The 15,609-nt window shown below is 72.3% G+C and carries 15 protein-coding genes and 1 pseudogene; 8 read left to right on the forward strand and 8 right to left on the reverse strand.

Going from position 1 to position 15,609, the window contains the following annotated elements:
- Positions 1-62: 62 nt before the first annotated feature.
- Both SM577_RS21515 and SM577_RS21520 read right to left on the reverse strand, forming a co-directional pair.
- On the reverse strand, positions 63-1,175 hold the full coding sequence (locus tag SM577_RS21515; protein ID WP_474587814.1) for a hypothetical protein: 1,113 nt from the start codon (positions 1,173-1,175) through the stop codon (positions 63-65).
- A gap of 137 nt (positions 1,176-1,312) precedes the next feature.
- On the reverse strand, positions 1,313-1,561 hold the full coding sequence (locus SM577_RS21520; protein ID WP_474587815.1) for a hypothetical protein: 249 nt from the start codon (positions 1,559-1,561) through the stop codon (positions 1,313-1,315).
- A gap of 1,082 nt (positions 1,562-2,643) precedes the next feature.
- Between SM577_RS21520 and SM577_RS21525 the strand changes: the two genes are divergently transcribed.
- Positions 2,644-3,114 carry a hypothetical protein gene (locus SM577_RS21525; RefSeq protein WP_474587816.1) on the forward strand — a complete coding sequence of 157 codons (471 nt, stop codon included), beginning with the start codon at positions 2,644-2,646 and terminating at the stop codon, positions 3,112-3,114.
- A gap of 50 nt (positions 3,115-3,164) precedes the next feature.
- Here SM577_RS21525 and SM577_RS21530 read toward each other — a convergent pair whose 3' ends face one another.
- Entirely contained in the window at positions 3,165-3,773 is a 609-nt protein-coding gene (locus tag SM577_RS21530; RefSeq protein WP_474587817.1) for a DNA-3-methyladenine glycosylase, read from the reverse strand.
- Positions 3,763-5,181: a recombinase family protein gene (locus SM577_RS21535; protein WP_474587818.1), complete on the reverse strand. Its 1,419-nt coding sequence runs from the start codon at positions 5,179-5,181 to the stop codon at positions 3,763-3,765. The genes SM577_RS21530 and SM577_RS21535 overlap by 11 nt, the downstream gene beginning before the upstream one ends.
- A gap of 27 nt (positions 5,182-5,208) precedes the next feature.
- Here SM577_RS21535 and SM577_RS21540 point away from each other — a divergent pair.
- The 3 genes and pseudogenes from SM577_RS21540 to SM577_RS21550 all read left to right on the forward strand — a co-directional run.
- Positions 5,209-5,595 (forward strand): annotated as a pseudogene (locus SM577_RS21540) (DNA-3-methyladenine glycosylase); the annotation flags it as partial.
- Between the two features lie 101 nt (positions 5,596-5,696).
- Positions 5,697-6,782, forward strand: coding sequence for a WD40/YVTN/BNR-like repeat-containing protein (locus SM577_RS21545; RefSeq protein WP_302921201.1), 1,086 nt, complete (start codon positions 5,697-5,699; stop codon positions 6,780-6,782).
- Positions 6,783-6,786: 4 nt separating this feature from the next.
- Positions 6,787-7,059, forward strand: a complete 273-nt coding sequence (locus SM577_RS21550; RefSeq protein WP_474582010.1) for a MoaD/ThiS family protein — start codon at positions 6,787-6,789, stop codon at positions 7,057-7,059.
- Positions 7,060-7,108: 49 nt separating this feature from the next.
- Here SM577_RS21550 and SM577_RS21555 read toward each other — a convergent pair whose 3' ends face one another.
- Positions 7,109-7,510 carry a DUF3224 domain-containing protein gene (locus SM577_RS21555; RefSeq protein WP_474587819.1) on the reverse strand — a complete coding sequence of 134 codons (402 nt, stop codon included), beginning with the start codon at positions 7,508-7,510 and terminating at the stop codon, positions 7,109-7,111.
- A gap of 565 nt (positions 7,511-8,075) precedes the next feature.
- Between SM577_RS21555 and SM577_RS21560 the strand changes: the two genes are divergently transcribed.
- Entirely contained in the window at positions 8,076-9,215 is a 1,140-nt protein-coding gene (locus SM577_RS21560) for an LLM class flavin-dependent oxidoreductase (RefSeq protein WP_302921465.1), read from the forward strand.
- On the forward strand, positions 9,212-9,832 hold the full coding sequence (locus tag SM577_RS21565; protein WP_474582012.1) for an FMN reductase: 621 nt from the start codon (positions 9,212-9,214) through the stop codon (positions 9,830-9,832). The genes SM577_RS21560 and SM577_RS21565 overlap by 4 nt, the downstream gene beginning before the upstream one ends.
- Positions 9,833-9,918: 86 nt before the next feature.
- Here the strand turns inward: SM577_RS21565 and SM577_RS21570 are convergent, their stop codons facing one another.
- Both SM577_RS21570 and SM577_RS21575 read right to left on the reverse strand, forming a co-directional pair.
- Positions 9,919-10,761 (reverse strand): universal stress protein, encoded by an 843-nt coding sequence (locus tag SM577_RS21570; RefSeq protein WP_474587820.1) that lies wholly within the window; start codon positions 10,759-10,761, stop codon positions 9,919-9,921.
- A gap of 127 nt (positions 10,762-10,888) precedes the next feature.
- On the reverse strand, positions 10,889-11,785 hold the full coding sequence (locus tag SM577_RS21575) for a universal stress protein (protein WP_474587821.1): 897 nt from the start codon (positions 11,783-11,785) through the stop codon (positions 10,889-10,891).
- Between the two features lie 491 nt (positions 11,786-12,276).
- On the opposite strand from SM577_RS21575, the gene SM577_RS21580 reads away from it, so the two are divergent.
- Both SM577_RS21580 and SM577_RS21585 read left to right on the forward strand, forming a co-directional pair.
- Positions 12,277-13,785, forward strand: coding sequence for a sugar transferase (locus SM577_RS21580; RefSeq protein ID WP_474582015.1), 1,509 nt, complete (start codon positions 12,277-12,279; stop codon positions 13,783-13,785).
- A gap of 105 nt (positions 13,786-13,890) precedes the next feature.
- The gene (locus SM577_RS21585; RefSeq protein WP_302921207.1) at positions 13,891-14,556 is read left to right on the forward strand and encodes a polysaccharide deacetylase family protein; all 666 of its coding nucleotides are present in this window, start codon (positions 13,891-13,893) and stop codon (positions 14,554-14,556) included.
- Between the two features lie 72 nt (positions 14,557-14,628).
- Here the strand turns inward: SM577_RS21585 and SM577_RS21590 are convergent, their stop codons facing one another.
- The gene (locus SM577_RS21590) at positions 14,629-15,594 is read right to left on the reverse strand and encodes a glycosyltransferase (RefSeq protein WP_474582016.1); all 966 of its coding nucleotides are present in this window, start codon (positions 15,592-15,594) and stop codon (positions 14,629-14,631) included.
- Between the last annotated feature and the right edge of the window lie 15 nt (positions 15,595-15,609).

Genomic DNA, 15,609 nt, shown 5'->3' on the forward strand with positions numbered 1-15,609 from the left:
TTCCGCCCGACGGATACAGCAAGGGGCAGGGCCCGCGAGAGACCCTGCCCCTTGCGCTGTAGCTAGGCGGCAGCCCTGCTGATCAGGACGAACGTCGCCTTGGCCTTCGCGACTTCCTTGATCCGCCTGGCCTTGTCCCCCGGGACCAGCTCGACGCCAGTGACCTTCGCGCTCTCTACTCGGCCGACACCGGAGACGAAGACACCCTTCTGCTCGGCGACCGCCTCCCTGGTCCGGTCCGCGAGCACTTCAGGACCGTAGTAGCCGCTCACCTCGAAGTCGGCCTGGACGGTACGCCGGAGCAGGTCGCCGTCACGAGTCTGGCTGACCAGGTCATGCGACGGAACGTAGACGTGGACGTTGTTGACGGTCGCCCCTTCGCCCGCGTTCATCCCGGTCATCATGTTGCCGACCCACCGGTCACGAACCGTGCGCTGGCCACCGGCGATCACCATCGCCCTGGAGACGTTGAAGGCCACCTCGGCGATCTTGTCGTTACTCGGCTTCTCCGGCGAGATGACGGGGACCTCCGGCTTGACGTCGCTCAGCTTGATCCGAAGCTGGCAACCGCTGTTGTGCTGGCTGAGGTTCGCCTCTACGCGGGCGATGCCCTTCTGATCGATCAGCCGGGCGAGCGCGTTGCGCGCCATGCTGCCGTCGAAGGGAGCGCCCTCCGGCACCACGACGGACATGTGAACGTTGCCGGCGAGGATGCCCGTCGAGAGGTCCGCTTGCGTCGCTTCGCTCTGGAACAGGTACACGGCCGGCACAGACGGCTCCGCCGGAGGCTGCGACACGACGGAGATCGGGAAGCCGAACAGGCCGAACTCGAAGACGTTCTCCTTGACGATCCCGTGAAGCCACTGCGCCAGCGTCGGGTGAGCCTGCGCCTCCGCGAGATCGGCCGCCCGCTCGGCAGCCTGACGGGCCTTACGGGCGGCACCGATCAGGAGGTTCGCCCGCTCGACGGCGAGATCAGCGGTAGCCAGTTCGAGAGCGGTGACGCCGTCGTCGCCCTGCTGAAGCCGCTGCTTGAGGGCGATCCCGGCATCCTCGACCTGGGCGAGTTCGTCTTCCCGCTTCGCGAGCAGGGAGTGAGCGTCGGCGAGCTGAGCCCGAGCCTGGGCGAGGGTGTCGACGGGATCGGGGGTGTTGTTCTTCTTGGCGCTAGCCACGGTGGGTTGAACCTTCTTCCTGGTGAGGGATGGAACGGAGGCAGCGACCCGGTGTCGCTGCCTCTTGATCGCCCTGTACGCGCCGCTGCCGGCGGTAGACCGCGGAGCGGGGTAGCAGGGAAGGCGAGGGCTGGTTGTCAGGCCAGAGAGGCGGAGACAGACCAGCGGTGCACGACGGTGGCGAGCCCGTCATCAGACAGCCGAGGGAGAACCGGGGCGACGGCACGCAGCTTCAGCTCGGTGCCCGGCAGGGCATCCATGAGCTGGGGCAGCACCCTGCCGGTCCGCTTGTCGACCAGGTACCACGGCGAGAGCGTCAGCGGTTCGTCGTCTCGGAAGGTGATGACCAGGAGCTTCCCGACCAGCCGACCCGACCGGACCCACACGCGCTCGGCGCTACGGACGCAGATGGCCGGACGTTCCGCCGGCGGACGGATCGTTGCTTCGGCGTAGCGACGGCGACGCCAGCAGTGTCGACGTAGCCGACGCGCAGGACTTCAGCCAGGAGCACCGGCAGGATCTCTTCGCTGTGTTCGCCAGCGCGAGCACCGGCAGGAGTGACGTACACGGGTGAGGTCTGTTCCTTCCTTGGGCATGACGGGTTAGCCGGACCTCCGGGCCGGCCTCTACTGCTTGTTGTTGATGGGCAGGGTTGGATGGGCCCCTCCGGGGCCCTCTTCTCTTCGCCGGTGCCAGGTAGCCCGCTGAGGCGGACCAGGTCAGCACGAACCTGGAGCCTGATCGGGAGGTTCTTCACCTCGCCGGTTGGCTCCCTAATTAGATAGAGAGGGATTCTGTGTTCTCGCTGGTCAGGTAGGGTTCCTGTACACGTGAGACGTGTATCGGGTACACCCCTAACGTGAACTCAAGTCGCTCGACGAGCGGGCGCCCCATGCGTCTTGCAAGTGCTGGTCCCGAGCCCCGCCCTCTGGAAGTGATGCCCGGACAAGACCAGGCAGCGAACACGCGAGGAAGGGGCTAACAGCCCTAACCCCCTGGCTCTCTCGATCGCGTTGGAGACGCTCTGCCGCGTCGGATGCTTGCCATCCTTGGCGAGGATCTCCGCCAGCCTGCCCTCAGCGAACTCGGCGTGTCCGATCCGGTTGGCCCAGCCCAGGGCTGCGAAGTGCAGCCGATAAGCCAGGGAGTGCCGTTGGTCCTTCGCCATCCGCTGGTACTCGACCTGAGAGACCGCGCCCCACGGGCGGCCCCCGAAGTTGATGCTTCTACTCAAGAGCGGCCAACCCGCGCGAAGGCCTCGCTGGTGTCGTGATCGCGTATCGCGCTGTGACCCCTCCTTCGACTGCTTGACGAGGCTGGGGCACATGCCGTGCTCCCTCCTCTGCGGTTGGTGGGGCCGCCTCCTGGCGGCATGTCCTTAACTAACCGCAAGCAGTCTCAGCCTGTCAAGCCCGGACTGTCAGACCCAGACTTGACGTACATGCTCCTGTGCTGCGACGATCCATCCATGACCAGCAAGCAGGTGATCGAGCGGACCCGAGCAGAGGCAGGCTGGACGATCACAGCCCGGTGGAACCTGGATGAGGGGCAGCCGACGTCCCTAGGGCCGAGTGAGGTGCTACTCAAGCTCAACACTGACGCGGACCCGAAGACGCGCAAGCGGGGCATGACCTCCGGAATCATGCGTCGGATCGAGCGACACTTGATCGAGTTGCAGGATGAGGTGCGCGGCAAGCAGGAAGCGCGCAGCCTGTCCGGCATCAGCGCCCGCGCCATGGCTGAGGCCATCGACGCCATGCCGGATTCACCACGCCACGGTCCCGACCTGTACTACCGGGGACTGCTCGCAATGTTCGAGCGCCTTGAGGAGGCAGGCGTGAGTGACCCGATCAATTACTTGGCAGAAGGGCTGAAGGTTCCCAAGAACACCGTACGGACCCAGCTTGCAACCGCCCGACGTAGGCAGCGGGAAGCCTGACCGCCGAAGCTGCCTACAGCCGCCCGCGCTCTATGTCTTGCCGGCCCTCGCTACCGGGAGCCGGCCAGCCGGCCACGGCGGTATGCAGACACCGTCGGATCACCGACCAGCCAGTGACGCCACGGCCAGTCATGCGCTCGACTAACGCCAACCCTCGGCCCGGAGGCGACAGGTCCGACCGGGTCGGTAGGTGGGCCGAGGGTGAGCGGACCGCCGTCGAGCAGGTTGCTGCCGTTGTGCTCGCGCGTCAGCGCCAGAGCTTGACCGACACAGCCGGGGCCGCGAGCGAGGGAGCGTTCAGCTACCCGCTCGCCTCGCCGGCCCTGTGCCAGGTCAACGCCCTCGACCACTCTGCCGGCACGCAGCAGGACAGCCGACGCCTCACCCTCCGGGCCTGTCACCACGTTGGCGCACCAGTGAAGGCCGTGAGACAGGTAGACGTAGAGCCGACCAGCCGGACCGAACATCACCGCGTTGCGGGCGGTCTCGCCACGCCAGGCATGCGAGGCGGGATCAACCTCGCCCGCGTACGCCTCAACCTCGGTCAGCTCGATGGTGACCGGCCCGTCAGGTGAGTGATGGGTGAGCGTCCAGCCGATCAGCGCCGGGGCAACCAGGGGAGCAGGCTGCGACAGGATGGCGAGCAGGTTAGGCGACAACGGGTGCACCCTCCTGAGTCTCCACCGCAGGGGTCCGCCAGGTGATCTGAACATCTTCACCCCGAGGTAGCCGAGCACCTCGCTGGCGAGGCATCAGCTGGATCGATTCGCACGCGGTCTCGATGATCGAGCGCACCCGCTCGGTCTCCATCCGGTCGATGGCATCCCACACCGCCTCGGTGTCCGCCAGGTCGACAGCGACTCTGGCTGTCGCGATCTCGGCGAGGCGATTCCGGATCTCGGCAAGCCGGCTGTCTGCCGCAGCGGTACCGGCGGCGAGCGCCGCCTGGTCGACGGTCCCGGCGACGAACATCTCAGCCAGCGACGCCTTCCGGGCGAGTAGGGCGGACTCTTCTACGCGCAGTTGCGTCGACTCCTGCTCGGCTTCGTGGTCGACGGGCTGAGTGTCCCACTGGTCCGCCTGGTTGATCAGCATCCGCAACACATAGGAGTCGAGCCAGTCGGCAGGGATCGTGACGCACCGACCCTCACGGCAGGTGTAGATCCGGTACCGCTCGCCTGCTTGGTTCTGCTTCGACCAGCCCTGTGACGCCTTCCCGCCGCACCTGGAGCAGGTCGCCACGCCAACCAGCAGCCCCTTGCGCTTGCCACCCCCGCCCGTGTTGCGGAGAGGGTCGGTGAGCAGGCGAACGGTCGCCCGGTACACATCCTCCGGAACGATCGGTTCCCACCCGGCAGAAGTGCCTACCTCTGCGCCGTTGTACGTGAGGATGCCACCGTTCCGTTCGCACATCAGGACATGCCGCAGGTTCGACGAACGCCAGCGGTTGCCCTTGGGTGTGAGGATGCCGGCAGCGTTCCACCGGTCGGCGATGGAGTAGACAGACTGCCCGGTTAAGACATCGGCGTACGCCTGCCGCAGCGCGTCAGCCTCCCCCTGCCGGTGGTCTCCGTTGCGCTCGAACCCGAACGGTCGAGCGGTCCACCAGGGTCGACCCGACTGCACCCGCTGGTGCTGTGCTGCCTTCTGTCGGGCCGACTTGATCTCCACTTCCTGCCGGGCTGCGCTGCCGAGGATGCGAGCGAGGAACCGACCGTTGGGGGTCGACAGGTCAAGCTCACCCGAGACGGTCGCCAGGGTCACCCCGGTCCGCTCGGTGAGGTCGACCAGGTCCTCAAGGTCTCGCAGGTTCCGGTACATCCGGTCGACCTGCCAGGCGACGACAACGTCAACGGCGCCCGAGGTGATCAGGTCAAGTACCTGTCGCCAGCCGGGGCGAGCCTTGCGGGTGGATGCCGACACCGAGTTGTCCAGGATGACCTGTGTGACTTGCCAGCCTCGCTGCTCGCACAACTCCCGGCACGCCTGTTCCTGCCGGGCTACGCCGAGACCCTCGCCGGTAGCGTCCAGCGAGATCCGGCAGTACACGACCGCTCTCTTGCCCATCGTGCTATCCTACATGCTCACGGACAGACCTACGGCATGCACTGGTGCATGAACGTGGTGACCGGGCCGGCCGGAGAGGCGGCGGCGGTGCTGCTGCGCGCCGGGGAGGTGGTCGACGGGCTGGACGTGGCCCGGGCCCGGCGCCCCGCGGTACGCCGCGACGTCGACCTGGCCCGCGGGCCGGCCCGGCTCTGCGCGGCGCTCGGCATCGACCGCTCGGCCTACGGCACCCACCTGCTCGGTGACGGGCCGGTCCGGCTGCGCCCGGCCGGCGCCCCGGTGCCGGCCGACGCGGTGGCCGCCGGGCCGCGGGTCGGCGTCACCGGCGCGCACGACCTGCCCTGGCGGTTCTGGATCGCCGGCGACCCGACGGTGAGCGCCTACCGCCGGCACGTGCCGCGCACCCGCCGCTGACCCGCGGGGCCCTCGTCGCCGGCGCGCTCTGGCGATTCTGTCGGTGGGTGTGGTCATAATCACGCCGCACGCGCTCGCCGAGGAGACGGAGGACAGGGGCGATGGCCACACTGCTCGCGATCGGAACGGCGAAGGGGCTCTTCCTCGCCACCAGCACGGATGGGCGGCGCAGCTGGGAGGTGAGCGGCCCGCACTTCCCGATGACCGGGGTCTACGCGGTCGCCATCGACACCCGGCGGGCCACGCCCCGGCTGCTGGCCGGCACCACCAGCTCGCACTTCGGCCCGAGCGTCGCCACCAGCGACGACCTCGGCGCCTCCTGGCACGAGCCGGAGGAGGCCCCGGTGGCCTTCCCGGCCGACACCGGCGCCACCCTGGGGCGGGTCTGGCAGCTCGTCCCGGCCGGCGCCGACCAGCCCGACGTGGTCTGGGCCGGCACCGAGCCGTCCGCGCTGTTCCGCTCCGACGACGGCGGGATCACCTACCAACTGGTCCGCGCGCTCTGGGACCACCCGCACCGGGAGCAGTGGGGCGCGGGCTTCGGCGGCCAGGCGGTGCACACCGTGCTGCCGCACCCCGCCGACGCCGACCGGCTGCTGGTGGCGATGTCGACCGGCGGCGTCTACCGCTCGACCGACGGTGGCGCCAACTGGGCGCCGGGCAACACCGGCATCCGGGCCTACTTCCTGCCCGACGAGTGGCCCGAGTTCGGCCAGTGCGTGCACAAGGTCGCCCGCGACGCCGGCAGCCCCGAGCGGCTCTACGCGCAGAACCACCACGGCGTCTACCGCTCCGACGACGACGGGCGCACCTGGTCGTCGATCGCCGACGGCCTGCCCAGCGACTTCGGCTTCCCGATCGTCAGCCTGCCCGGCCGCCCCGACTCGGTCTTCACCTTTCCGCTCACCGCCGACAGCGAGCGCTTCCCGGTCGACCGGCGGTGCCGGGTCTTCCGCTCGTCCGACGCGGGCGCCAGTTGGCAGCCGGCGAGCGCCGGGTTGCCGGAGGGCCCGTTCTATCCGGCGGTGCTGCGCGACGCGATGTGCGCCGACGACGCCACCCCGGGCGGCGTCTACTTCGGCACCCGCTCCGGCGAGGTCTACGCCAGCCGCGACGAGGGCGACTCCTGGTCCCGGGTGGTCGCGCACCTGCCCGACGTGCTCTGCGTCCGGGCCGCGGCGGTGTGACGTGGTGACCGTGCTGGTCCCCGGCCCGCTGCGTGGCGAGGCCGGGGGCGCGAGCCGGCTGACCGTCGCGGCCTCGGGCACCCTGCGGGCCGTCCTCGACGACCTGGCCGGCTCCTGGCCGCGGCTGGCCCGGCGGATCCGCGACGAGCGGGGCGAGCTGCGCCGCTACGTCAACGTCTACGTCGACGGGGAGGACTGCCGGCACCTCGGCGGGCTGGACGCGCCGGTGCCCGAGACCGCCGAGGTGCAGGTGCTGCCCTCGGTCGCCGGCGGCTGACCCCGCCGGGCGCGCCCCGGCGCTGGTCGCCGGGGCGGCGCCGCCGGGGTCAGCCGAACCGGTAGTCCAGCCGGTAGGTGTGCCCGCCGTCCGGCCCGACCACGATCTGCCCGCCGCCGCGCAACCCGCGCAGCTCCTCGGTGGCCGAGTCGGGCACCACCGTCCAGGACAGCCCCGCCCCGGTCTCGGTGTCGCTGCCGGCGGTGTGGTGCAGCACGAAGCTGCCCCGGCGCCCGGCCAGGGTGCCGGTGAACCGTTCGAACCCCACGTACGCGGCGGAGGACTCGACCGGCGGGCGGCACATCAGGATCCGGGTCACGCTCGTGCCGACCAGGTCGCCGGTGAACGACTTGGTGATCTGGGCCGCGGCGAGCGTGGTTCCCCCGGCCTCGTCGTACGGTTCCTCGTCCCAGCTGTCCAGGGTGAAGCCGCCCTCGGCGTGTCCGCTCATGCGAGCATCCTGCCCGGCAAGGCTGACATCTTCCGTCAGGTACGCCCCGGCTCTTCGGCGCGGGTGCGCCCGCCCGGCCGGGGCGGTCGGCCGGCGAGTTCCGCCGGGCCTTCCTCACCGCGGTGCCCGAGGACCTGGTGCCGGAGGGGGTCGAGGACCCCCGGCGCTGGCCGACCCGTTCGTCCGCTCGGTGATCGCCGAACCGACCGTGGCGAAGCTGCCGGCCATCACGCGGTTCCTGGCCCACCGGGTCGCCGAGGACGCCGGTGTCCACCAGGACGCCGCCGTGCGGGCGGCCCTGGAACTCCTCGACGGGCGGGCGGCCGGCCACCGCGTGCCGGCCGACGAGCCGCTACGGCAGCGGCTCCAGGCGCGCGCCGACGAGTGGCAGGCGGCGTCCCGGGTCGGGCCGGACCCCGAGGCGTTCCGCCGGATGCACGCGGTGCTCGGCGTGACGGGCGCCACCGCCGGCCGTGCCGCCGGCGGAATAGTTGACTCGTCAAATATGTTGTGGGGTGCGTCCGGGCGCCACGCCGGCCCCGGCGGACAACGCGAGGAGCTGGTCATGCAGTTCGGAGTCTTCACCGTCGGCGACGTCACGGTCGACCCGACCAACGGTCGCGAGCCGACCGAGCATGAGCGGATCAAGGCGATGGTGACCATCGCGCTCAAGGCCGAGGAGGTCGGGCTCGACGTCTTCGCCACCGGCGAGCACCACAACCCGCCGTTCGTGCCCTCGTCGCCCACCACCATGTTGGGCTACATCGCGGCCCGGACGTCCCGCCTGCTGCTCTCCACCGCCACCACCCTGATCACCACCAACGACCCGGTGAAGATCGCCGAGGACTACGCGATGCTCCAGCACCTGGCCGACGGCCGGGTGGACCTGATGATGGGCCGGGGCAACACCGGCCCGGTCTACCCGTGGTTCGGGCAGGACATCCGCAACGGCATCCCGCTGGCGATCGAGAACTACGACCTGCTGCGCCGGCTCTGGCGCGAGGACGTGGTGGACTGGAAGGGCCGCTTCCGCACCCCGCTGCAGTCGTTCACCGCCACGCCGCGCCCGCTCGACGGGGTGCCGCCGTTCGTCTGGCACGGCTCGATCCGCAGCCCGGAGATCGCCGAGCAGGCCGCGTACTACGGGGACGGGTTCTTCGCCAACCACATCTTCTGGCCCAAGGAGCACACCCAGCGGATGGTCGGGCTCTACCGGCAGCGCTTCGAGCACTACGGCCACGGCTCCGCCGACCAGGCCATCGTCGGGCTCGGCGGGCAGGTGTTCATGCGCCGCAACTCCCAGGACGCGGTCCGCGAGTTCCGGCCGTACTTCGACAACGCCCCGGTCTACGGGCACGGCCCGTCGCTGGAGGAGTTCACCGCGCAGACCCCGCTCACCGTGGGCAGCCCGCAGCAGGTCATCGACCGGACCCTGGGCTTCCGCGACTACGTCGGGGACTACCAGCGGCAGCTCTTCCTGGTCGACCACGCCGGCCTGCCGCTGAAGACCGTGCTGGAGCAGCTCGACATCCTCGGTGAGGAGGTGGTCCCGGTGCTGCGCAAGGAGTTCGACTCGCTGCGCCCGGCGCACGTGCCCGAGGCGCCGACGCACGCCGCGCTGGTCGCCGCGGCCGGCGGCGCCAAGGACGGCACCGTGCACGCCGTCGACGACGTGACGGGCAAGGCGCCCGGGGCCGCCCGATGAGCCGCACCCTCGCCGTCGTCTCGGCCGGCCTCAGCCAGCCGTCGTCCACCCGGCTCCTCGCCGACCAGCTCGCCGCGGCCACCCGCGACGGGCTGGTCGCCCGGGGCGAGGTGGTCGAGGTGCACCCGATCGAGCTCCGCGAGCACGCCCACGACGTGGTGAACCACCTGCTCACCGGCTTCCCGTCGGAGTCGCTGCGGGCGGCGCTGGACACGGTCACCGGCGCCGACGGGATCATCGCCGTCACGCCGATCTTCAACGCGTCGTACAACGGGCTGTTCAAGTCGTTCTTCGACCTGGTCGACGCCGAGGCCCTGGCCGACCGGCCGGTGCTGGTGGCCGCGACCGGCGGCACGGCCCGGCACTCGCTCGCCCTGGAGCACGCGCTGCGACCGCTGTTCGCCTACCTGCACGCAGTGGTGGTGCCGACGGCGGTCTTCGCCGCGCCGGAGGACTGGTCCGGCGGCACCGCCGACGGGGCGCTGCGGCGCCGGATCGACCGGGCCGCCGGCGAACTGGCCGAACAGATCCACCGGCGGCCGGCGTCCACCGGCCCGGCCGACCCGTTCGCCCTCACCACCAGTTTCGAGGACCTGCTCCGCGGCGCCGACGGCTGACCGGCGCCCACCGACCCCGCGGGCCACGCCGTCCCGGACGGCGTGGCCCGCCGCCGGGTCAGGGGCGCACCGGCCGGGACCGCCGGTCAGCGGGCGTGGCCGTAGGGGTGGGCGACCAGCACCGGGCAGTGCGCGTGCTGCACCAGGGCCTGGCTGACCGACCCGAGCAGCATCCCGGTGAACCCGCCGCGACCCCGCGAGCCGACCACCACCAGGGCGGCCTCCCGGCTCGCGTCGACCAGCGCCGGCCCCGGCCCGGCCGCCCGCAGCACGCGCTCCTCGACCGCCACCCCCGGGTGGCTGCCGCGCACCGACGCGGCGGCGGTGGCCAGCAGACCAGCCGGCTCGCCCTGCGCGTCCCCCTCCGCCGGGGCCACGTGCGCCAGCACCAGCCCGGTCCGCCGGCGCGCCGCCTCGTCGGCGGCGTAGCCGACGGCCAGCTCCGCTGACTCCGAACCGTCCACCCCGACCAGCACCGGCCCGGTCGTCCGCACCGGCTGCTCCGCCGGCCGGACGACCAGCACCGGGCAGTGCGCGTGCGCGGCGACCTGGCCGCCGACCGAGCCGAGCAGCAGTCCGGCGAAACCCCCGTGGCCGCGGCTGCCCACCACCACCAGGTCCGCCCGCTTGGACTCCTCGACCAGCGTGGCCCCGGGCCCGCCGGCGACCTGGCGTACCTCCACGGTCAGCCCCGGCCAGCGCTCGGCCAGGTCGGCGGCGGCCTGCGCCAGCATCTTCTGCGCCGCCTCGGTCGGCGCCGGGATGCCCAGGTCGTACGGGTTGAGCGGCACGCCGTACCCGAGCGGGTGCAGGTAGCCGTGCACCAGGTGCAGCGGCCGGCCCCGGCCCACCGCCGCGTGTGCGGCGTGCTCCGCCGCCACCAGGCTCGCCGGGGATCCGTCCACTCCCACCACGACGGGTCGGTTCATCTGCCCTCCAGGTCGTCGATCAGGTCATTGTCCGGGCGCGGCCCGCGGCCCACCGGGGTTTCCCCGGACCCACCCCGGGCGCGCCACCGCGCCGGCCGGAGGGACCGGCCGGCGCGGCGCGCGGGGGTCAGGAACCGTCGGCGGTACGCCGGCGCCGCACGATCGCCACCGGCGAGTGCGCGTGGTGCAGCACCGCGTGGCTGACCGAGCCGAGCAGCAGCCCGGTCAGGGCGCCCCGGCCGTACGCCCCGACGACCACCAGCTGCGCGGTCTTCGACTCCTCGACCAGCGCCCGGGCCGGGGAACCCCGGACCAGCCGGCGCCGCACCGGCACGTCCGGGTAACGCTCGGACCAGCCGGCCAACGACTCGGCGAGGACGCGCTCCTCCTCGTCGCCGAACGCCTCGACGTCGTAGACCAGGGGCAGGATCTCGCCCGGGCCGACCGGCGTCGGGTAGAGCCAGGCGTGCACCGCGACCAGCGGCACACCGCGCCGGGACGCCTCCTCGAACGCGAACCCGACCGCCTCGGTGGACACGTCGGAACCGTCCACGCCCACCACCACCGGGCCGTCGGCCCGGGGCTCGCCCCGGACCACCAGCACCGGGCTCTGCGCCCGGGCGGAGACCTGCACGGTGACCGACCCGATCAGCAGGCCGGCGAAACCGCCGAGCCCACGGTGGCCGAGCACCACCAGGGCGGCGTCGCGGGACTCGTCCAGCAGCACCGGGGTGGCCGAGCCGTCGACCACGGCCCCGCTGACCCGTACCTCCGGGGCGACCTTGGCGGCCTCGGCCATCGCCTCGGCGACGTAGCGCTCCGCCTGGTTGCGCAGCCCGCCGTCGGCCGGTCCACCCGCCACCGGTCCCAGCGGGGTGTTCATCAGCGGCCAGATGAACGCGTGCACGATCCGCAGCGGTCGCTGCCGGTACTCCGCCTCCCGCGCGGCCACCCGCACCGCGTCCAGGGCGGCGGCGGAACCGTCCACACCCACCACGACGGGGGCACCGGATTCGATGGTCATGCCGTCCTCCTTCGTTCGGCTCCAGTCTGCCGGGACCCGCGGCGCCGAGGTCAGTGCCGGTGGTCCCGTCCACCGGGCCGTTGGTCCCGGCGCAGGTCGGCGGCCGGCCGACCGGGGGTCACCGGAGCGCACTCGCCCCGACGTCCGTCGGCCGGTGCCGGCATCCTCTCCCGGCCGCCCGAAAGTGTGGCGGGGCCGCGCCCCGACGGGTGATCCCCGACACCTGGACGGACCATTGCCGCCAGCCGGGTCGGTGCCCCGCACGACGATCCGCACGGTTTCGGTTGTCGGTAACTGGACTTTGTGCCGGGAAACGCGAAACTGTCCTGGCGAAGGGGTGGCCAGATCACCCATCCTCGGATTGGCCGGTCACCCACCCGCGCTTCCTGGACCGACCATTTCTGGCTGCGCTTCATTGCGCGTACCGCTGCTATTCAACAGCCGACGAGAGCTGCCCGGCGGACGGCTGGTCGACGAGCGATGGAGGCTGCGTGAACTCGGTGGAGGTTGCCCCGGCCGTCGACGCCGCCGCGGTTGCGGGCCACCGGGTGCCGACGTCGGCCGGTCCGGCCCGGCCGCGCCGCGGCGGCTGGCAGTCCCGTTACGTCGCCACCCTGTGCCTGGTCGACCTGGCGGTGGGACTGGTTTCGGCGGGGGCGGCCATGCTCCTCCGGTTCGGCCAGGAAACGGCCGAGCCGGGCAACCGCGGCCATCTGTGGCTCACCATTACGCTGCCATTCGCCTGGATGCTCGTCCTGACCCTCAACCGAGCGTACGAAACGCGTTATCTGTTCGTCGGGAATGACGAGTACGCGCGGGTGTTCCGGTCCGGTCTGGCACTGATTGCCGCGCTGGCCGTCGTTTCGCTCGCGTTCGATTTCCGGCTCGCCCGCGGCTACGTGGTGGTGGCGATGCCGTTGACCACCGTGGCCGGCGTCGCGATGCGGTACCTCGTCCGGCAGCGCCTGCACCGCTCGTGGGCGCACGGTGAACGGCTGCACCGGGTCATCCTGGTCGGGCACGAGGTCGCGGTCGCCGAGCTGGCCGGGAGGCTGCGCCGCGAGCGGTACCACGGCCTGGGGGTGGTCGGCGCCTGCCTGCCGTACGGAGCGACCGATCCGCCACGGCCGGTCGCCGGCCCGCTGCCGCCGGTGCTCGGCACGTTCGCGGACGTGGCGAGCGCCGTCACGCGGACCGGAGCGGACACCGTCGTGGTGCTGTCCTGCCCCGAGATGGCCGGGGCCGCGCTGCGCCGGCTCGGCTGGCAACTGGAACGCGACGAGGTCGCCCTCATCGTGGCCAGCAGTCTGGTCGACGTGACCGGGGACCGCACCACCATCCGTCCGGTCGACGGGCTGCCGATGCTGCACGTCGAGCACCCCCGGCTCAAGGGCGGCCCGCGGTTCGTCAAGGCGGTCACCGACCGCGTCTCGGCGCTGCTGCTGCTGGTGTCCGCCGCCCCGCTGCTGCTCGCGATCGCGCTGCTGATCCGGCTGAGCCCGGGCGCCGGTGGTCCGGCGATCTTCCGCCAGGAGCGGGTCGGCCGCAACGGCCGGCTGTTCGTCATCTACAAGTTCCGGACCATGTACCTGGACGCCGAGGAGCGGCTGGCGGACCTGCTGCACCGCAACGACACCGACGGGGAGCTGTTCAAGATGCGGGACGACCCGCGGGTGACCCCGGTGGGGCGCTGGCTGCGCCGGCTGTCGCTGGACGAGCTGCCGCAGCTCGTCAACGTGCTCCGCGGGGACATGTCGCTGGTCGGGCCGCGGCCGCCGCTGCCCCGGGAGGTGGCCAACTACCCGCCGGACATGCGCCGGCGCCTGGTGGTCAAGCCCGGCCTGACCGGGCTGTGGCAGGTGTCCGGCCGGTCCGACCTGTCGTGGGAGGAGTCCATCCGGCTGGACCTGTCCTACGTGGAGAACTGGTCGTTGACCATGGACCTGGCCATCCTGGTCCGCACGCTGAGCGCCGTCCTACGCAGCTCCGGCGCGTACTGAGCACGACCGGCGGCGGCGCGAATGCGGACGGTCGGCCGACTGCCCCCGGCCGCCGACACCGGTTGAATGACTTCCCGATCCCCGTCCGCCCGGCCCAGGAGAGCCATGACCGACCAGCGCGTGATCAACATTCTGTTCCACGGGATCGGCACGCCGCGCCGGGAGCTGGAGCCGGGGGAGGACCGCTACTGGGTCACCGTCGACCGGTTCCACGCGATCCTCGACGAGGTCGTCTCGTGGCCGGCGGCCCGGCTCAGCTTCGACGACGGCAACGCCTCCGACCTGGAGGTGGGGCTGCCGGCGCTGCTCGAACGGCAGGCGAGCGCCACCTTCTTCCCCATCGCCGGGCGGCTGGGCGCCCCGGGCAGCGTGGACGCCGACGGCGTCCGGGAACTGCGGCGGCACGGCATGCCGGTGGGCAGCCACGGCATGTGGCACCGCCCCTGGCGCGGTCTCACCCCGCGGCAGGCGACCGAGGAGTTGTACACCGCCCGGGACCGGATCGCCGAGGTCACCGGCGATCCGGTCGACCAGGCCGCCTGCCCCCTCGGCCGGTACGACCGGGCCGTGCTGTCCCGGTTGAGGGCGGCCGGCTACACCCGGGTGTTCACCAGCGACCGGCGTCCGGCCCGGGCCGGCGCGTGGTTGCAACCGCGCTACAGCGTCCGGGCCGAGGACACCCCCCAGAGCCTGCGCGACATCGTCTTCGGGCAGGGGCTGCTCGGCCGGGCCCGCGCCAGCACGGTCGGGCTGGTCAAGCGCTGGCGTTAGGGGGCGCGCCGGACGGCGCCCGAGAACGCGCGCGCCGGGCGGCCGCCGCGGACCCGTCCGCCGGACGGTGCCTCAGGGCGGCGTGTCGGCCGTGACCCGCCGCTCGTCGCCGGGCGGGCCGGGCACCTCCCGCAGCGACGCCGGGCGCAGCAGGGCGGCCGCCGCCGCCCGGCTGGTCGGGCTGCCCAGCGCGGCCCGGCTGAGCTCCCGCACCAGGATCGCCGCCCAGTACGCGGCGGTGGCCGCCGGCCCGTGCCGGCGCCGGTAGAGGCGCACCTTGTTCAGCGTCAGCAACCGCCACAGCCACGGCGCCGCCCGCGAGTCACCGCCGATGTGGGTGGCCCGGGCGGCGGGGGCCAGCCGGGTGGTGAAGCCGGCGTCGCGGGCCCGCAGGGCGAAGTCCGTCTCCTCGGAGTAGAGGAAGAAGGATTCGTCCCACGGCGCGCACGCCGCCCAGCAGCGGCCGCCGACGAGCATGGCGGAGCCGACGGCCCAGTCCGACGACGACTCCCGCCGGTAGCTGGCGGGGTCGGTGACCACCTCGCCGAGCAGCCGGAAGCGGCCGGCCCGTTCGGCGCCGAGGACCGCGTCACCGAGCGCGCGCAGCACGGTGGGCTCGCGGCGCAGGGTGTGCTCGGGCTGGCCGTCGGCCATGGTCACCAGCGGCACCACGATGCCGTCGTCGCCCCGGTGCAGCAGGTCGAGCAGGATCCGGCCGCAGCCCGGCGCGAGCCGGACGTCCGGGTTGAGCACGAGGACCGCGGTGAACGGGTCCGCCGCCGTCACCGCCGCGTTGATGCCGGCCGCGTAGCCGGCGTTGCGGCCGGTCTGCACGATCCGCGCCGCGGGCATCAGCCGCCGGACGGTGTCCACGGTGCCGTCCGACGAGGCGTTGTCGGCCACCGTCAGGTGCCAGCGCACGCCGGCGAGGCCGGGGCCGAGGGAGTCCAGCAGGCCCGGTACGACGGCGGCGCTGTGGTGGGTGACGACGACGACGGCGACGACGTCGCCGGATCCGGTTGCCGGGGCGGTGGCCACGTGCGGTGCGCTCCT

This window comes from Micromonospora desertarenae (assembly GCF_056150265.1).